A 17,446-nucleotide genomic window follows, 5' to 3' on the forward strand; every position below is an offset into this window, starting at 1 on the left:
TAACCTACTTTATTATCTCAGATTTGACAAGTTTCAGCTAAAGTTCAATGTGGGCTACCTTCAATAAGTTAAATTGTACATTTTCAGCTACCATGTACTCTCTGTTAAATTTCAGCTTATTTACTCTTCCCAGTAGACAATATTTCTTTACTTGATTATAGTATAATGGATATGAAAATAAGTCAATAAAATGGAGTGAAATTTATGAATGAATGTGCATTTGGCACTACAGATCCTGTTTACATTAATTATCACAATGAAAGTTGGGGACATCCTATATATGATAGTTTGAAACTATTTAAATTGATGGCATTAGAATCCCAACATGCTGGGCTATCTTGGTTAACTATTTTAAAGAAAAAAGAATCATATGAACAAGCATTTTATAATTTCGATCCAACGAAAATTGTAAATATGACGTCAGAAGATATTGATAGGTTAATGGAGTTTCCCAATATTGTTCATAATAGAAAAAAATTAGAGGCTATTGTCAATCAAGCAGAAGGATATTTCAAAATCGAAAAAGATTATGGCAGTTTTAGTACGTTTTTATGGTCTTATGTCGATAATAAACCACTCGATTTAGGCTATCGTCAGTCAACTGAACGAATGACAGTAGATGAGCGTGCCACGGAACTTTCTAAAAAATTAAAGCAGTATGGATTTAAGTTTTTAGGTCCAGTCACTGTCTTCTCATTTTTGGAGGCAGCAGGTCTATATAATGCTCACTTACAAGCATGCCCTTATAACCCTAACATTTACAATGGCGAAGGTTTTCATTAAAAATAAACCACTTTAATATAGTTAACGAGCAGTTGTCTCATTTATTAGATTTTATTGAATAATAGAATTGTTTTTTCCAAAAAGTGTGTGCTAAAAAATATTTTTTAAACTTGCATCAATAATTAATATAGACAGAAAACATGCACAAAAAACTGCTATCAAAGTCGCCCAGTTTATCGACAGTCTGACATGAGCTTTTGCTCATGTTTTTTAGTTTAAGCATATTCAAGTCTTTTAAAAATTAAACAGTGTCATAAGCGTATATTTAGTTTGATTTCAATCATGACGCTAAATGTATAAAAAAACCACTCCGCAGAGTGGTCAAAAGGATGAAGTACTGGAGGTACTTCGCTTATATAATATCAAAGAAAAATAAGTTGTTCAACATAATAAATATTAAATTATTGTAAAAAAACAATAGATTTTACAACGCTATATTTCGCTAATCATTTTTATTACTTTCGCTTTGTCTTTCCCTAAATTTAAGAAAATAATTTAACATCGGTGCAATTAAAAATAATATAAAGAAAATTCTAAAGATATGGTAACTAGATATCATCGCGACATCTGCGCCAGTTTCAATAGCAACTAAAACAATTTGACTCATGCCTCCAGGGGCGGCACCTAGGAACAATTCGTTCACTTGATGATGTGATACGGTTGCGATAAACAAAACCATGACAAATGCTAATAATATTAATAAAATATTTTGGAATGCAATTGCTATTGCAATTCTTCCTTTCATTTGGTCTAATAACTTTGCTATTTGTATACCTATTCGAATCATATATATAATTTGTGCTGCAGCAATGATGTAATTATCTAGTGTGAAAGTCACACCAGTAAATAAGTTCCATCCTATTAGTACGAGAATAGGAGCAAGTAATTGTTTGGTTGGAAAATTTATTTTTGTCATAACAAAATAAATAACAGCTATTGCAATAATAAGTAAAGCTATATTCGGAATTGTTAAAGCCTGTGTCAAAACTTGTGTAGTTCGTCCAGTTGTTGAATGATTTCCAGAATCTTGAAAAAAATACGATATAAATGGAAATAATATAACAACAAATATGATTCTTGATGTTTGAGTTAAACTAACAACCATTATATTCGCTTTTTTATTTTCCTCTGCCATTATTAACATTTGACTCAAAGCACCGGGGATCACACTTAATATTGCCGTTTCGGTATTAACATTAGCAATTTTTTTGAAAAAATAAGCAATGATTAAAGCTAATATAAGTAACATAATTGTTATCAAAACAATCGTGAGCCAATCATCTTTGATATCAAATATGACATTTTTTGTAAAAGTAGAGCCTATTTGAACTCCTAATAGCACTAAACCAATTTGACTTAACCAAAACGGCCATCTTACATCTAAGTGTAAATAGCGTATACAAACGATACTAGCAATAATTGGTCCAAACATAAACGGCAGCAAAACATGGGCTGCATTTAGTACTAAACTAAAAATAAGCGCTAATATTAATACGATAAAATTACTTTTTAAATGCTTATTCATTTGCTCACAACTTTCTTTAGTATCGTTATATTTATATACATGACTAATTAAATTAAAAGGAGCGAGTTAGAAATCAAAATGCTTAATTTGATTTCGAATCCTCGCCCCATTTAGGTAAAAGAACTCTAAAAAGTAAATACAATTAAATGTTATTAATGAGCCCTTTAAAACACTATTTATTTTGACTAAATTGGAAATAACAATATAAATTTTAAGTGCTTAACATTAAACAATACGGCTCAATGCAGTATCAAATGCTGCTAATGTTTTTTCTATATCCGCTTCTGTATGCGCAGTAGAAAGGAATGTCCCTTCAAATTGGGAAGGTGGTAAAAATACGCCTTCTTTTGCCATTTCTCTATACATTTGACTAAACATTTCTAAATCACTTTGATTTGCTTCTTCAAAATTAGTTACCGGTCCTTCATTTAAGAAATACCCTATCATAGATCCTGCACGATTCACAGTAATGGGTACATTATGCTTTTTAAAAATATCTTTTAAGCCATTTTCTAATATATCTCCAAGTTTATTGAAGTATTCATATGACTCTGGTGTTAATTGTTTTAAAGTTTCATAACCACTTGTCATAGCTAGCGGATTTCCAGATAATGTTCCCGCTTGGTAAATATTGCCTGAAGGTGCAATATGATCCATGATTTCTTTTTTACCACCAAATGCTGCTGCAGGTAATCCTCCACCTATGACTTTACCAAGACAAGTTAAATCAGGCATCACATTAAAGTAACCTTGTGCACAATGATATCCCACTCTAAAACCAGTCATAACTTCATCAAATATTAATAACGAACCATATTCATTTGTGATATCTCTCAAGCCTTGTAAGAATCCTTCTACTGGTGGAACAACACCCATATTACCCGCTACAGGTTCAACGATAACACCAGCAATGTCATCACCAAATTCTTCAAAAGCTACTTTTATTGACGCTAAGTCATTATATGGTACTGAAATTGTATTTTTTGCAATACCTTCTGGAACACCTGGAGAATCAGGTAATCCTAAAGTAGCAACGCCAGACCCTGCTTTGATTAAAAGTGAATCACTATGACCATGATAACATCCTGTAAATTTCACTATTTTATTTCTACCAGTATAGCCTCTTGCTAAACGTAATGTATCCAGTGTCGCTTCTGTACCTGAAGATACCATGCGTAGTTTTTCAATGGAAGGTACACGATCGATAACTAGTTCTGCTAACTTATTTTCAATTAAAGTTGAAGCGCCAAAACTTGTACCATTATCAACAGCTTCATGTAAGCTTTCATTTACTTGTTTGTTTTTATGACCTAAAATTAATGGTCCCCAACTTAAAACATAATCAATATATTCATTGCCATCGATATCGTATATTTTTGAACCTTCACCATGATCCATAAAAATCGCCGGCGTATCTACAGATTTAAATGCTCTAACTGGACTATTTACACCACCTGGCATTAGATTTTCAGCTGTCTTCATTGCTTCTATAGAATTATTATATCCCATTTAAAATTGCCTCCTTATTGTTCATCAATATATCTACAAATATCTTTAGAGAAATACGTGATAATCATGTCCGCTCCTGCACGTTTCATTGAAATCATCTGTTCCATCACAACTTGTTTTTCATCAATCCATCCATTAAGTGCAGCTGCTTTCGTCATGCTATATTCACCACTTACATTATATGCAATTACCGGAACATTTGTCGTATTACGAACATCTCTAATAATGTCTAAAAAACTCAAAGCAGGTTTAACAATCATCATGTCTGCACCTTCATGTAAATCACTTTCAAGCTCTCTTAGTGCTTCTCTTCTATTTGCTGGATCCATTTGGTACGTTTTTCTATCTCCAAATTGTGGTGCAGATTCAGCAGCATCACGGAATGGACCGAAAAAGCTAGAAGCATATTTAATACCATAACTCATGATTGGTATATTGTAATAACCAGCATCATCTAAACCTGCTCTAATTTCTGCTACGAAACCGTCCATCATATTACTAGGCGCAATGATATCGGCACCAGCTTCCACTTGTGAGATAGCAGTTTTCACTAGCAATGGTAAAGATTTATCGTTGTCTACATCATTTGTTTTTTCATTAATAACACCACAATGACCATGATCTGTATATTCACATAAACAAGTGTCTGCGACAACGAGCAAGTCACTGTACATTGCTTTGGCTTTTCTAGTAGCTTCTTGAACAATGCCATTATGATTATAAGCACCTGTACCAACAGCATCTTTTTCATTGGGTACACCGAAGAACATTATTCCTCTAATTCCTAAATCATATGCTTCTTTAATTTCTTCATCAAGCAAGTTTAAACTGAGTTGATACACACCTGGCATTGATTTTATTTCTTCTTTAACATTATCTCGTTCTACAACGAAAATAGGATAAATTAAATCTTCTTTGTGTACATGTGTTTCACGAACCATGTCTCTCATAGATTTACTACTACGTAATCTTCTGTGTCTATCAAATTGCATCATTTTCCCAACTTTCTTCAACTTTATTTATTAACGAATCTAATGTTTGAATATTTGATATTGCCGCATCATAACCATATTGCTTTATAGTGTCTAAGGTTTGTTGTCCTATGACGTAATACTGATTAAATTGCGGTGTTTCACTTTGTTCAAAAAAATATCTTACTGCAGATGAACTAGCAAATGTAATAACATCTAACTCATTATTTCTTATCATATGCTTAACATCTTCAATATTTTTAGTATGTGGTACTGGGCGATATAAATCAATTTTACAAACTTGATAACCTCGTTGACTTAAACTTTTTTGCAATAAAGGCCGTGCATAAGCACTTGAGGGTATTAAAATTTTGCTGTTTTTTGAAGTTTGAAAGCATTTAAGAAACCCTTCTTGTGAGTAATCTGAAGGATAAAATAACACATCTAAACCCAATGATTTACAATAGTCTGCAGTTTTGGCACCTATAGCAGCGAAATTTTTAACTTTCACTTGTGATAAAAATGGTTGGAAATATTTCACTGCATTTTTAGACGAAAAAATAAGCCAGTCATAGTCGACATCTAATAAATTTAAATCAAATGATAAAGGCTCTACATCTATAAATGGTTTGTGTAGAATAAGCTTATCATTTTGTTTAAATTTAGAAGTTTGTGTCATAACTATAACTGGTCTCATTATTTTCACCTCGAACGATTATTGTTCTTCGTTTAGCGCTTTAATTATTTCATATGCACCCTGTGCATTTAAGACTTCTGTTACTTTTTCACCAAGTTCTACAGGATCAGTCCCACGTTCGGTTTGTTCGTAACGTTCTTTACCGTCAGGTGACATAATTAGTCCTGTGAATTCTATTGTACCATCACTATTTTTACTAGCATAGCCCCCTATAGGTACTTGGCAACTACCATTCATACGTTCTAAAAACGTGCGCTCTGCAGTTACACAATCTGCAACATCATGATTGTGGACTTTAGCAAGAAGTTCTAGCAACTCCTTGTCATCTGACCGACATTCTATACCTAAGGCCCCTTGACCTATCGCAGGTATCAAAGTACGCTCGTCTAAATATGAAGTGACGATATCATCAGACCAACCCATACGTTTTAGCCCAGCTGCAGCTAATAATATGGCATCGTAATCTTCATTATTTAATTTACTCAATCGTGTATCAATATTACCGCGAATCCATTTTATTTGTAAATGTGGATATTTTGCAAGTATTTGCGCACCACGTCTTAACGAACTAGTACCAACAATACTTTGCTTTGGTAGTTCTTCTAGTGGAATATGATTTTTAGCAATGTACGCATCATATGGATTTTCTCTGTCAGGTATGCAACCTAAAGTCAATCCATCTGGAATCACACTTGGGACATCTTTTAAGGAATGAATTGCCATATCAATTTCTTCATTAAATAAAGCATTTTGAATTTCTTTAACAAACAGACCTTTTCCGCCCACTTTAGATAATTGTTTATCTATAATTCGATCGCCTTTTGTTACGATTTCCTTTATTTCCACTTCTAAACTTGGATCTACTGATTTTAATTTATCAATAAATTGTTTACTTTGCGTTAAAGCTAACTTACTTCTTCGTGAACCTACTACTAATTTACGCATCATGCGCATCCTCCTAGAAACAAGTCTATTCATTCAACTAAATTACACTTCAATAAATACCTGTCCATTGATGAAAATCAGATATATGTGAAGCAAAAAATAAATTAATCATACTAAGACAAAACAATAAGATATTAAAGTAAATTAATTTATGCTTAGTTAGTATTTTTTTAACTCTAAAAATCAAATAAATTCCATATAGCAATGTTATGACTGATGACATAATAACTTTAGGGTCTATAATGATGTTTACACCTAAAGTATTAAATCCCCATTGCGCGCCTAGTACAATGCTTAATATTATGAAAATAAAACCGATTAAACTACTGTAGAATACCACTTGTTCAAGTGTGGCCACACTACCAATTCTAAAATATTTCTGGTCAAATCGTTTTTGTTTCAAATTATTATATTGTATTAAATACAAGATACAATTTACAAAAGCAAAAGCAAATAATGCGTAACTAATTACTGCCAAACTAATATGCACTATAAGCAATTCATTGATAATATTGAGTTTTTCACCGGTACTTTGATAATGCATAGGTTGGAATGTGTTGATTGCAATGAATAAAAAACCAATCATATTAAATAAAAATATGGATAAGTTTATTTGTTTAATCACATTGATAACTATGGAAATAGAAATAATAAGCCATGCTAACGCAAAAAACACATCAAATATATTCCCTAACGGAATTTGCTTCGTTACATTTACATATAAAGATAAAGAGACTGTTTGTAACATCCAAACAATCCCTAATGAAACAAAACCAATCATTTTAATTCTATGATGTTTTTTCAAAAAATCATAAAAATAACAAGCAATGCTAAATAAATAAATTAATAATATAAGTTCATTTAATCTAATGAACGAAAATTCTTGCATATCATCACCATTTGCATTTGCTTATTCAAAACTAAAAATTTGACTTGTCGTAGCTACATTACTTTTTTTCTTTTTTGGTTTATAGGCTTGTTCAGCTTCAATGTCAAAAATGTTTTGAAATAGCTCTAATTTTTCGTTACTTTTTTTGTCACTACTCAACTCTTTCGCTTGCTTAATAGGATCTTTTAACATTTGGTTAATGATACTTTTTGTATGTTTTGATATTATTTTACGTTCTCTTTCTGTTAAACCAGGAAGTTTTCGATCAATACTACTCATTGTATCTTCTTGAATATCCATCGCTTTTTCTCTAAGTGCACGAATAACAGGAACAACACCTAACATATTAACCCATTCATTATGTGCTTCAATTTCTGCTGGAATTCTTTGTAAAATTTCGTCAGCCGCATTTTGACGTTGTTTTAAGTTAGCATCCACTAAGCCTTTCAAATCGTCAACATCATAATTAAAGACATCTTGATGTGTATCAATGCCTGGTTCAATATCTCTTGGGACCGCAATATCAATCAATACGAGTGAATCATTTTTCCGTTGTGATTGAATAGAAGCCATCATGCTATTTGTAATGATATATTCATCTGAACTCGTTGAACTGATCACAATATCCGCATGTGCCAAAAGTTGTGGTAGTGCCTCCATAGATTCATACTTAACATTATGTGAGATTGCTAATTTCTGTGCTTTACTGACAGTCCTATTAACGATTGTCACATCAGTTACATCTGAACCAATCAAATTTAAGAGTGACAGCTCACTCATATCCCCTGCACCAATTATCAATGCGCTTTTATTATTAATTTTGCCAAATACTTTCTTACTAAGTTCAACTGCTGCATATGAAACACTCACTGCATTATCTGCAATATCTGTTTCATTATGTGCTTTTTTCGCGAAAGTAATCGCTTGTTTAAATAGATGATTAAATATAGTACCAGTTGTATCTTCTTCTTGAGCGATAAAGAATGCATCTCTAATTTGTCCAAGAATTTGAGTTTCTCCTAATACTACAGAATCTAATCCAGAAGTAACTTGCAATAAATGTTTTACTGCTGCGTCCCCCACTGTTACTTCAGTTATTTGTTTAATCTCTTCTACATCAAATCCAAAATTTCTCGCTAAAAAACGCTGAATATAATAGCGACCCGTATGAATTTGATCAACAACCGCATATACTTCTGTACGATTACATGTTGATAATATTACATTTTCTAAAATAGATTTAGTTTCAAATAAATCAACATTAGCTGAACGTATGGCATCATCTTTAAAAGCAACTTGTTCTCTCAGTGCTACATCTGCTGTACGATGATTAATGCTTATCGCAATTAAATGCATTTATAACGCCCTCCATACATATTACAATAAGTAAATTATAACACAATTATCATTTGAGTTAAGCATCTTGCGCACGTAAATTAGAAATATTCTAATTTACATTCAAATAGTTGTCATAATTTATACAATTTAAAGACCTTTTAAGCTTTTTATAAATATTTTTCAATTATATTCCAGACTTGTTGTTGTTTATTCGCTTGGATAGAAGAATAACTTATAATTTCATCCTCAGGTTCCATTTCAAGCTTTCGTTGAACATTAGCCAAATGTTTCTGTACTTTGCCTTTAGCAATTTTATCCTCTTTTGTAGCAATCACTAATGTCGGAATATCAAAATACTTCAAATAATTATACATTAAAATATCGTCTTCAGTCGGATTATGTCTCAAATCGACAAGCTGAATGACAAGCTTTAAAGATGTTCTTTGAGAAATATATTTTTCAATCATTTTTCCAAATGCTTCACGCTGCTTTTTACTTACTTTTGCATAACCGTAGCCTGGCACATCTACAAATACCAGTTGGTTATCAATGTTATAAAAATTGAGTGTTTGCGTTTTACCTGGTTGTTGTGAAGTTCTTGCCATATTTTTTCGTCCAATCATACTATTGATAAAGGATGATTTACCAACGTTAGAGCGACCACTAAGACCAACTTCACTTAATCCAGTTTCTGGATATTGTTCGGGTTTTACCGCACTTATTAATAATTCAATTTCATTAGGATTTATTTTCATTCCCGACCCTCTTTTCTATTAAAGTCACTTCATTATTATATTACACAATTTCACATATTTATATGTATTTTTATATGATTTATACTGCTTTTAAAAAGAAAGAGGCTAAGACATATTAAAAATGTCTCAGCCTCGTAGTTTGAATTTTTAACGTTGACGCATTTGAAATTTTGATAATTATAGTTTATATCAACGTTAATCTAACCTTGCAGGACAACCAATACTCATAAAATGATGCGTTGGCTTTGGCCCTTTATTTCAAAACTGTTTTGTTAAGCAGAAGTTTGTTCCTTATTTACAAGGTTGCCTTCTTTATCGTATAGTTCAGGATCTTTTTCTTCATTAATTGTTTCTTCTGTAATTACTACTTTCACAACACCATCAGAAGATGGAACATCATACATAATATCAATCAATGCTTCTTCAATAATTGAACGTAATCCACGTGCACCTGTTTTACGCTCGATCGCTTTATTACTAATTGCAGACAACGCTTCGTCTGTAAATTCTAATTCTACATCATCAAGTTCTAACATTTTTGTATATTGTTTTACTAAAGCATTTTTTGGTTGCGTTAAAATATTTTTTAATGCATCTACATCTAATGTCTCTAAATTAGCAACAATAGGTACACGACCAATAAATTCTGGAATCAGGCCATATGATTGTAAATCTTCAGGTCTAATTTGTTCTAAGATAGCATCTTCATCATATTTAGATGCTTCACTACTAGAAAAACCAATTACTTTTTCACCAAGTCTACGTTTGATTACTTCATCAATACCATCAAATGCACCACCTAGTACAAATAAGATGTTTGTAGTATCAATTTGAATTAATTCTTGGTTTGGATGTTTACGTCCGCCTTGTGGTGGCACACTAGCAGTCGTACCTTCAAGAATTTTCAATAGCGCTTGTTGTACACCTTCACCAGAAACATCTCTTGTGATAGATGTGTTTTCAGATTTTCTAGCGATTTTATCAATTTCATCGACATAAATAATACCTTTTTCTGCTTTATCTATATCAAAATCAGCTGCTTGAATTAAGCGAAGCAATATATTTTCAACGTCATCGCCAACATATCCGGCTTCAGTTAAACTCGTAGCGTCTGCGATTGCAAAAGGTACGTTTAATGTTTTAGCTAAAGTTTGGGCTAAAAGGGTTTTACCGCTACCTGTTGGACCAATTAAGGCAACATTACTTTTTTGTAATTCTACGTCATCTTCATTTGGACCTAAATTTTGAACACGTTTATAATGATTATATACTGCGACAGCTAAAGATTTTTTAGCTTTTTCTTGTCCAATAACATAATCATTTAATTGGTCCATAATTTCTTTAGGAGTTGGTAATTCTGTTAGTCCTTCTGATTCTGATTGAGCTAATTCTTCTTCAACAATTTCTGAGCATAGCTCAATACATTCATTACAAATGTATACGCCACTTCCTGCGACTAATTTTTTAACTTGGTCTTGATCTTTACCACAGAAAGAGCATTTTAAATTTTCTTCATCTTCATTGAATTTGAACATTCTATTTACACCCCTATTCCCTAAAGACTATACTAGATAGCATTTTAATATGCAACTTGAATAAATCTCAAGTTTTTTGCACAAAACATTGTAGCAGACACATTAATTGAATGCATCTGCTACTAGTTTACAATATTAAACAACTATTCTTTGTTTCTACAAACAATATGCTTGAGATATTTTTAATTATGCTTCTGAGTCGTCTTTAGATGGTTCTACTAATTTCGCTTCTTCTACTAACATATCGATAACTTTTTGGATACGCACATCATTTTTAACGATGTCAGTACTGCCAAGCGTTTGTTTAATATCTTCTACAGATATATTAAACTGTTCACTCATTTTTTCTAATTCTTTATCGATGTCAGCATCAGATACTTCAACTTCTTCAGCATCGGCAATCGCAGTTAATGTTAAGTTTGTTTTAACGCGTTCTTCAGCATCATCTTTCATTTGTTCTCTTAATTGTGACTCATCTTGTCCAGAAATTTGGAAATAAGTTTCTAAATTAAGACCTTGTTGTTGCATACGTTGTCCAAATTCTTGAACCATGCGGTCTAACTCAGTTTTAATCATCGCTTCTGGAACGTCAATTGTTGTATTATTCGTAGCTTTGTTGATAGCTTCTTCTTTTTGAGTATTTTCAGCGTCTGTTGCTTTTTGTTCAGCTAAACGTTTACGTACGTTTTCTTTATACTCATCAACTGAGTTAGCTTCAGCATCTAATTCGTTTGCAATTTCATCATTTAATTCTGGAACGTCTTTATATTTAATTTCATTAACTTTTGTTTTGAATGTTGCTTCTTTACCAGCTAATTCTTCAGCATGGTATTCTTCTGGGAATGTTACATTAACATCTTTTTCTTCACCAGCTTTAACACCAACCAATTGTTCTTCAAAACCTGGAATGAATGATCCTGAACCAATTTCAAGGTCATAGCCTTCAGCTTGTCCACCTTCAAATTGTTCACCATCTACATAACCATCAAAATCAATGTTTACAGTATCACCGTTTTCAACTGCACCATCTTCTTTAACAACCATTTCTGCTAAATGTCCAAGTTGATGATCGATTGATTCTTGTACTTCTTCTTCAGTTAATTCAGTATCTTGTTTTTCAATTTCTAAACCTTTGTAATCACCAAGTTCAACTTCAGGTTCAACTACAACATTTGCTTCAAAAGTCATGTCTTCACCTTTTTCAATTGATGTTACATTGATTTCTGGTTGATCAACTGGTTTAATGCCAGTTTCGTCAATAGCTTCACCATATGCTTCTGGTAATAAGATATCAACTGCATCTTGATACAATGCTTCTACACCAAAGCGTTGTTCAAAAATTTGGCGAGGTACTTTCCCTTTACGGAATCCTGGCACATTAATTTGTTTAACCACTTTTTTGAAAGCTTGATCAATTGCTTTGTCTACTTTTTCTGCTGGAACAGTAACAGATAAAACGCCTTCGTTACCTTCCTTTTTTTCCCAAGTTGCTGTCATGTATAAAAACCTCCATGATTATCCTATTTTATTTTTTCAACTTCATTATTATAGCACACGTCAAAGCTCGACACAAATTATGAATTTTATATGAATAATAAATAAAAAGTTGAAATTTATTTTAATTTTTTATTACCTCTTAACATCATTACCCACTTTTCATATGAGTTAATGATAAAACAACCTATTTTTCTTTATCTAGTGACACGATGAATGCAAGCACATGATTCGTTTCATCAAGACTTTCTAAACCGACCATAGATTTGAAATAATTTGTGTAACCTTCTATCCAAGTTTGCTTAGTTGCAATGTTTTCAACATTTAATGGATATAGTAAAATAGCATGATTATTCAGCAAATGAAGTGCTTCCTCTACAAGTTGTGCTGCACCATCTTCAAGTTGTTTTAGTACGTTAGGTATGATTTCAGTTTTGAATAAAGTTTGTTCTAATCCTTCAAGATTACGTGGAATCACATTGATTTCATATCCGTATTTATGAATAGAAATCGTTTGGTCATTTTTTGCAAAGCGCAAGTATTCCAACATAATACTTACGACATTTGGTGCTAGTGCTAACGCATTCAACAAATGAATGACTGTTTCTTGATAACGATATTGACTATGGTCTATGAGCGTCAACATAATATTAACTTGTTCTTTAAGTGTTAATGTATCAAAATTTTGTAGCATTTGAGCTGCATGTTCATTATGTTTATCAATTTGGCTTAATGCAAATTCCTTGATTGGAAACAGTTCCATTCTAGTTTTATGATCATTAACCTCATCTATGATTTGGTTAATGATTTCGACGACTTCAAAATATTGCCCCAAGCCATTTAAACTTTTTACATAGTAAATCATTAAATCATCATAGTTGGACATACCTTGTTTTAATAAAATGATTGCTTCTTCACGTAGTTCTAAATAATGTTCCATTTTAAAAAGCATCGCACATTTTAAAAGCGCCATTTGTTCATCAAGTTCGAATTGAGCTTCTAATGACTCAAACAAATCATAGGCTTGCGCTAAATTATTTTCATTAAAAGCTTGCTTAATTTCTCTAATCAACTTTTCTTTTGATCGTGGAAATGGAATGATATCAGACATTGATCAACACCTCTATTGTATTGCCTGTAAAATGAGTGCACTCCATGTTTCAAAGTCATCATAATTATCTATCTTATTATGATTGACCCATTTAATTTTTAAAGTATCTGTCTCTTTTGCTTCTACATCATTACTATTAACATTTATCTTAAATACAACACCTAAATGAACTTCACCGACTTCATTTGTATCATCGTTGATAAAGCCTATGTATGCTAAATTTTGTGATTTACTTTCAGAAAGTCCTACTTCTTCATTTAATTCTCTCTGAGCATTCACTCTAAGCACTTCATTAATAGATTCGGCCCCTTTAACGTCATTCATATGACCACCGACACCGATTGAAGATTGCCCGTGTAAACGTGTTTCTCCACCACCAGATAGACGTTCATAAACCAAAATTTCATCGTGTTCATTTTCTAATATGCAATATGAAATAAGTTGTTTATAACTTGGATTTTCCTCCATATCACCACGACGTTTAATTTCATAATTCGATAGTGTTTCAAAAATGTCTTGTCCTTTATTTGAATTTTTATCTAAAAATCCATTAAACTGATTATTTTCATTATCAAATAAAATTTTTCTTGGTACGACTGTAATCATTTCATCAAATTTAGACATTAGTTTCTCCTTCATGTGTGACTTCTTTGTTATTTTATCAAAACATTTAAGTATCTCAAAATAATACTAATGTCAAAGCTCTAACCAGCAGTGAAATTTTTAATCATCTCATATTCCAATCTCTGAGTTAAAAATAATTATTATATTGGTATTCGCTCAAGCCTCTCTATTTTAAAGTACTTACGCTTTGCTAATACCACATAAAAGCCTGAGACAATATGGTGTCCCAGGCTTTATTTTAAAATTATTTTAAAGCTTCTTTAGCTTTAGCTACTAATTCACCGAAAGCTTTGTCATCTGAAATTGCGATTTCAGAAAGCATTTTACGGTTAACGTCGATATCAGCTTTTTTCAAGCCGTTCATTAATCTTGAATAACTCATATCATGTTGACGTGCTGCAGCATTAATACGTGTAATCCATAATTTACGGAAGTCACGTTTTCTTTGACGACGGTCACGGAAAGCGTATTGTCCTGATTTCATTACTTGTTGTTTTGCAACTTTGTATAATGTGCGTTTCGCACCGAAGTAACCTTTAGCTAATTTAATCGTCTTTTTACGACGAGCTCTTGTTACTGTTCCACCTTTTACTCGTGGCATAATAAATTCCTCCTTAAAATGTGTACATGCTTAATATTTTCGTTATTTCTCACGCTAACTCGTTAATTATTTTTTATAAGATAATAATTGTTTTACACGTTTCATGTCTGATTTGTGTACTAATGAAGCTTTACGTAATTTACGTTTTTGTTTAGTCGTTTTATTTGCAAACATATGTGAAGTAAAAGCTCTTGAACGTTTTAATTGACCTGAAGCAGTTCTTTTAACACGTTTAGCAGCTCCACGGTGTGTTTTCATTTTAGGCATGATTCATTTCCTCCTGTATTATCTAGTATTATTTTTCATTTATCGGGTTAAGCATAATGAACATTTGACGGCCGTCCATTTTAGGTCTTTGCCCAATAGTTGCGATATCTTTACATTCTTCAGCGAATTTTTCTAAAACTCGTTGACCAATTTCTTTATGCGTAATCGCACGTCCTCTGAAGCGAATAGAAACTTTACATTTATCGCCTTTTTCTAAGAACTTACGTCCATTTTTCAATTTAGTTTGGAAATCATGTTCCTCAATTGTTGGACTTAAGCGAATTTCTTTAAGGTTAATTGTTTTTTGTTTCTTCTTCATTTCTTTTTCTTTTTTCTGTTGTTCGAATCTGTATTTACCGTAATCCATAATTCTTGCAACAGGTGGTTTAGCATTTGGAGCCATTAAGACTACATCTAAACCTACTCTTTCAGCCATTTCTAGGGCTTCGGATTTTGATTTAACACCAATTTGTTCTCCATCTTGCCCTATCAAACGTAATTCTTTTGCGCGAATCTTTTCGTTAACTTGAGTCTGATCTTTTGCTATGGTTGACACCTCCAAGATTTTTACGAAATTATCCCAAGCAAAAAGAGCGAGTATATAATATACCCGCTCTTCTCTACACATGATATTTCCATGTATATATAGACCTGCCAACTGCATTTGCGTCGCCACAGGTGAGAAGCGGGAGCTTCTACTTGGTTCGTTTCGTATTCAACATTACCTATCTTAGCAACAATATTAATATAAGTCAACAGTTTGTTTTAATTATTATTTAATTTCGTCCATATCTACATCTTGATGTAAGTTCACTTTCTCTAATGGAACCATTCTAGTTTTATAACGCAATTTATGATAAATAAAGAAAGCAAGAAATACCGGAATACCCATATACGTGATTACAAAACGATTCAAGTTAAATTCACCTGTTTTGATAAAATCAACATCTTGTCCGATAATGACTAGCACACAAAGTATACCAGCAAAGATTGGACCAAATGGGAATAATTTAGCTTTGTATTTTAATTTAGATTTATCATAATTTTGCTTATCAAATGCTTTTCTAAATCTATAATGACTAACCGCAATACCTACCCATGCGATAAAGCCAGTCATACCACTTGCAGCAACGATATATTCATAAGCGTCACCGCTCAAATGTTGTAATATAAAGATACCTACGACAATGATTGCTGTCGTGATTAGCGATACATATGGAACACCGTTTCTATTTGTTTTACCAAAAATTGGATAGGCTAATTTATCTTTACTCATAGAGTATAGCATTCTAGTCGATGCATACATTCCAGAATTACCTGCTGATAATACTGATGTTAAGATAACCGCATTCATAAATGAAGCAGCGAAAGCCAATCCTGCATTTTGGAATACTAATGTAAATGGCGAAGTTGAAATATCATCTCCACCGCCCATTAACGCCGAGCTATCATATGGTATTAACATACCGATTACAAAAATTGCTAATATATAAAAAATTAATATTCTCCAAAACACTTGTTTAATTGCTTTAGGCACTGCTCGTTCTGGGTTTTCTGATTCACCAGCTGTAATACCGATTAATTCAGTACCTTGGAATGAGAATCCTGCAACTAAGAATACCCCAAGGATTGTTAGTAGGCTACCATCTAATCCGTCACCAAGAATTGGCCCTCCACCTTTAGTAAATGTGTCAAAACCTACGAATTCTCCACCCATAATACCTAGAATAGTAAGTAGACCAATTCCGATAAAGATAATAACTGTAACAACTTTAATTAATGCAAACCAGTATTCACTTTCGCCATATACCCTAACGGACAATGCGTTTAGTCCAAATATAATCATTAAGAACAAACAGCTCCAACTCCATGCTGGTATACCTGAAAGTGGTGTCCAATATTGAATCACTTGTGCAGCAATTGTAACGTCTGCAGCAACTGTAATAACCCAGTTGAACCAATAATTCCATCCCAATGCAAAACCAAGTGATGGGTCAACGAAACGCGTAGCATATGTACTAAATGACCCAGAAACAGGTAAATAAGTAGCCATTTCTCCTAAAGATGTCATAAGGAAAAATACCATTGCACCAATAATTGCATATGCAAGTAATGCACCCAAGGCGCCTGCATCATGAATTGCACCACCAGAAGTCATAAACAAACCAGTACCAATACAACCACCAATTGCTATCATGGATATATGACGATCTTTTAGTCCTCTTTTAACTCCATTATTTTGATTTCCTTCTTTTGCCATAGATGCTCCCTTTCCTTTAAACTTAGAGGCCAACTTACTATGCGATTATAATTATACTTTTATAGTTATTAATAACGTTAATATTGTAATATACATGTTATTTAAACAATTTGCTTTAAATTTCCCGTTTTAGTATGAATAA

17 protein-coding genes and 2 other annotated features (1 of these 19 only partly in view) are annotated in these 17,446 nt (G+C 32.4%); of the genes, 1 reads left to right on the top strand and 16 read right to left on the bottom strand.

The genetic code is table 11. The features are described 5' to 3' along the window. Positions 1-146 (bottom strand) — a binding site (T-box leader); it reaches 96 nt to the left of the window's first position. Positions 147-204: 58 nt separating this feature from the next. Then, positions 205-783, top strand: coding sequence for a DNA-3-methyladenine glycosylase I (locus KA873_RS07015; RefSeq protein ID WP_107384322.1), 579 nt, complete (start codon positions 205-207; stop codon positions 781-783). A gap of 442 nt (positions 784-1,225) precedes the next feature. Here the strand turns inward: KA873_RS07015 and KA873_RS07020 are convergent, their stop codons facing one another. The 16 genes from KA873_RS07020 to KA873_RS07095 all read right to left on the bottom strand — a co-directional run bounded on the left by KA873_RS07020 (position 1,226) and on the right by KA873_RS07095 (position 17,304). Then, entirely contained in the window at positions 1,226-2,308 is a 1,083-nt protein-coding gene (locus KA873_RS07020) for an AbrB family transcriptional regulator (RefSeq protein ID WP_210140200.1), read from the bottom strand. A 225-nt stretch (positions 2,309-2,533) separates the two neighbouring features. Beyond that, positions 2,534-3,817 carry a glutamate-1-semialdehyde 2,1-aminomutase gene (gene hemL / locus KA873_RS07025; RefSeq protein ID WP_107384320.1) on the bottom strand — a complete coding sequence of 428 codons (1,284 nt, stop codon included), beginning with the start codon at positions 3,815-3,817 and terminating at the stop codon, positions 2,534-2,536. A 14-nt stretch (positions 3,818-3,831) separates the two neighbouring features. Beyond that, positions 3,832-4,809, bottom strand: coding sequence for a porphobilinogen synthase (hemB, locus tag KA873_RS07030; RefSeq protein WP_107505047.1), 978 nt, complete (start codon positions 4,807-4,809; stop codon positions 3,832-3,834). Beyond that, positions 4,799-5,485: a uroporphyrinogen-III synthase gene (locus KA873_RS07035; protein ID WP_107384318.1), complete on the bottom strand. Its 687-nt coding sequence runs from the start codon at positions 5,483-5,485 to the stop codon at positions 4,799-4,801. The genes hemB and KA873_RS07035 overlap by 11 nt, the downstream gene beginning before the upstream one ends. A gap of 18 nt (positions 5,486-5,503) precedes the next feature. Beyond that, on the bottom strand, positions 5,504-6,430 hold the full coding sequence (gene hemC / locus KA873_RS07040) for a hydroxymethylbilane synthase (RefSeq protein ID WP_107384317.1): 927 nt from the start codon (positions 6,428-6,430) through the stop codon (positions 5,504-5,506). Between the two features lie 49 nt (positions 6,431-6,479). Beyond that, positions 6,480-7,319 carry a cytochrome c biogenesis protein gene (gene ccsA, locus KA873_RS07045; protein WP_107384316.1) on the bottom strand — a complete coding sequence of 280 codons (840 nt, stop codon included), beginning with the start codon at positions 7,317-7,319 and terminating at the stop codon, positions 6,480-6,482. A gap of 21 nt (positions 7,320-7,340) precedes the next feature. Next, positions 7,341-8,675 (bottom strand): glutamyl-tRNA reductase, encoded by a 1,335-nt coding sequence (gene hemA / locus KA873_RS07050; protein WP_107384315.1) that lies wholly within the window; start codon positions 8,673-8,675, stop codon positions 7,341-7,343. Positions 8,676-8,824: 149 nt separating this feature from the next. Then, the gene (yihA, locus tag KA873_RS07055) at positions 8,825-9,412 is read right to left on the bottom strand and encodes a ribosome biogenesis GTP-binding protein YihA/YsxC (RefSeq protein WP_107384314.1); all 588 of its coding nucleotides are present in this window, start codon (positions 9,410-9,412) and stop codon (positions 8,825-8,827) included. A 272-nt stretch (positions 9,413-9,684) separates the two neighbouring features. After that, positions 9,685-10,947 carry an ATP-dependent Clp protease ATP-binding subunit ClpX gene (gene clpX / locus KA873_RS07060; RefSeq protein ID WP_019468482.1) on the bottom strand — a complete coding sequence of 421 codons (1,263 nt, stop codon included), beginning with the start codon at positions 10,945-10,947 and terminating at the stop codon, positions 9,685-9,687. A gap of 186 nt (positions 10,948-11,133) precedes the next feature. Continuing rightward, on the bottom strand, positions 11,134-12,444 hold the full coding sequence (gene tig / locus KA873_RS07065; RefSeq protein ID WP_107504912.1) for a trigger factor: 1,311 nt from the start codon (positions 12,442-12,444) through the stop codon (positions 11,134-11,136). 184 nt (positions 12,445-12,628) lie between these two features. Further along, positions 12,629-13,552, bottom strand: coding sequence for a hypothetical protein (locus KA873_RS07070; protein ID WP_107504911.1), 924 nt, complete (start codon positions 13,550-13,552; stop codon positions 12,629-12,631). Positions 13,553-13,564: 12 nt separating this feature from the next. Then, the gene (locus tag KA873_RS07075; protein ID WP_107384311.1) at positions 13,565-14,176 is read right to left on the bottom strand and encodes an NUDIX domain-containing protein; all 612 of its coding nucleotides are present in this window, start codon (positions 14,174-14,176) and stop codon (positions 13,565-13,567) included. A gap of 244 nt (positions 14,177-14,420) precedes the next feature. Beyond that, the gene (gene rplT / locus KA873_RS07080) at positions 14,421-14,777 is read right to left on the bottom strand and encodes a 50S ribosomal protein L20 (RefSeq protein WP_019468478.1); all 357 of its coding nucleotides are present in this window, start codon (positions 14,775-14,777) and stop codon (positions 14,421-14,423) included. Between the two features lie 66 nt (positions 14,778-14,843). Beyond that, positions 14,844-15,044 (bottom strand): 50S ribosomal protein L35, encoded by a 201-nt coding sequence (rpmI, locus tag KA873_RS07085; protein ID WP_019468477.1) that lies wholly within the window; start codon positions 15,042-15,044, stop codon positions 14,844-14,846. A 28-nt stretch (positions 15,045-15,072) separates the two neighbouring features. Further along, positions 15,073-15,600 (bottom strand): translation initiation factor IF-3, encoded by a 528-nt coding sequence (gene infC, locus KA873_RS07090; RefSeq protein WP_107384326.1) that lies wholly within the window; start codon positions 15,598-15,600, stop codon positions 15,073-15,075. A gap of 23 nt (positions 15,601-15,623) precedes the next feature. Next, positions 15,624-15,751 (bottom strand) — a sequence feature (ribosomal protein L20 leader region). A 65-nt stretch (positions 15,752-15,816) separates the two neighbouring features. Further along, positions 15,817-17,304, bottom strand: a complete 1,488-nt coding sequence (locus KA873_RS07095) for an amino acid permease (protein ID WP_019468475.1) — start codon at positions 17,302-17,304, stop codon at positions 15,817-15,819. Positions 17,305-17,446: the final 142 nt, after the last annotated feature.

Origin of the sequence: Staphylococcus sp. GDY8P45P (assembly GCF_017892745.1) — a bacterium.
Taxonomy (GTDB): domain Bacteria; phylum Bacillota; class Bacilli; order Staphylococcales; family Staphylococcaceae; genus Staphylococcus; species Staphylococcus cohnii.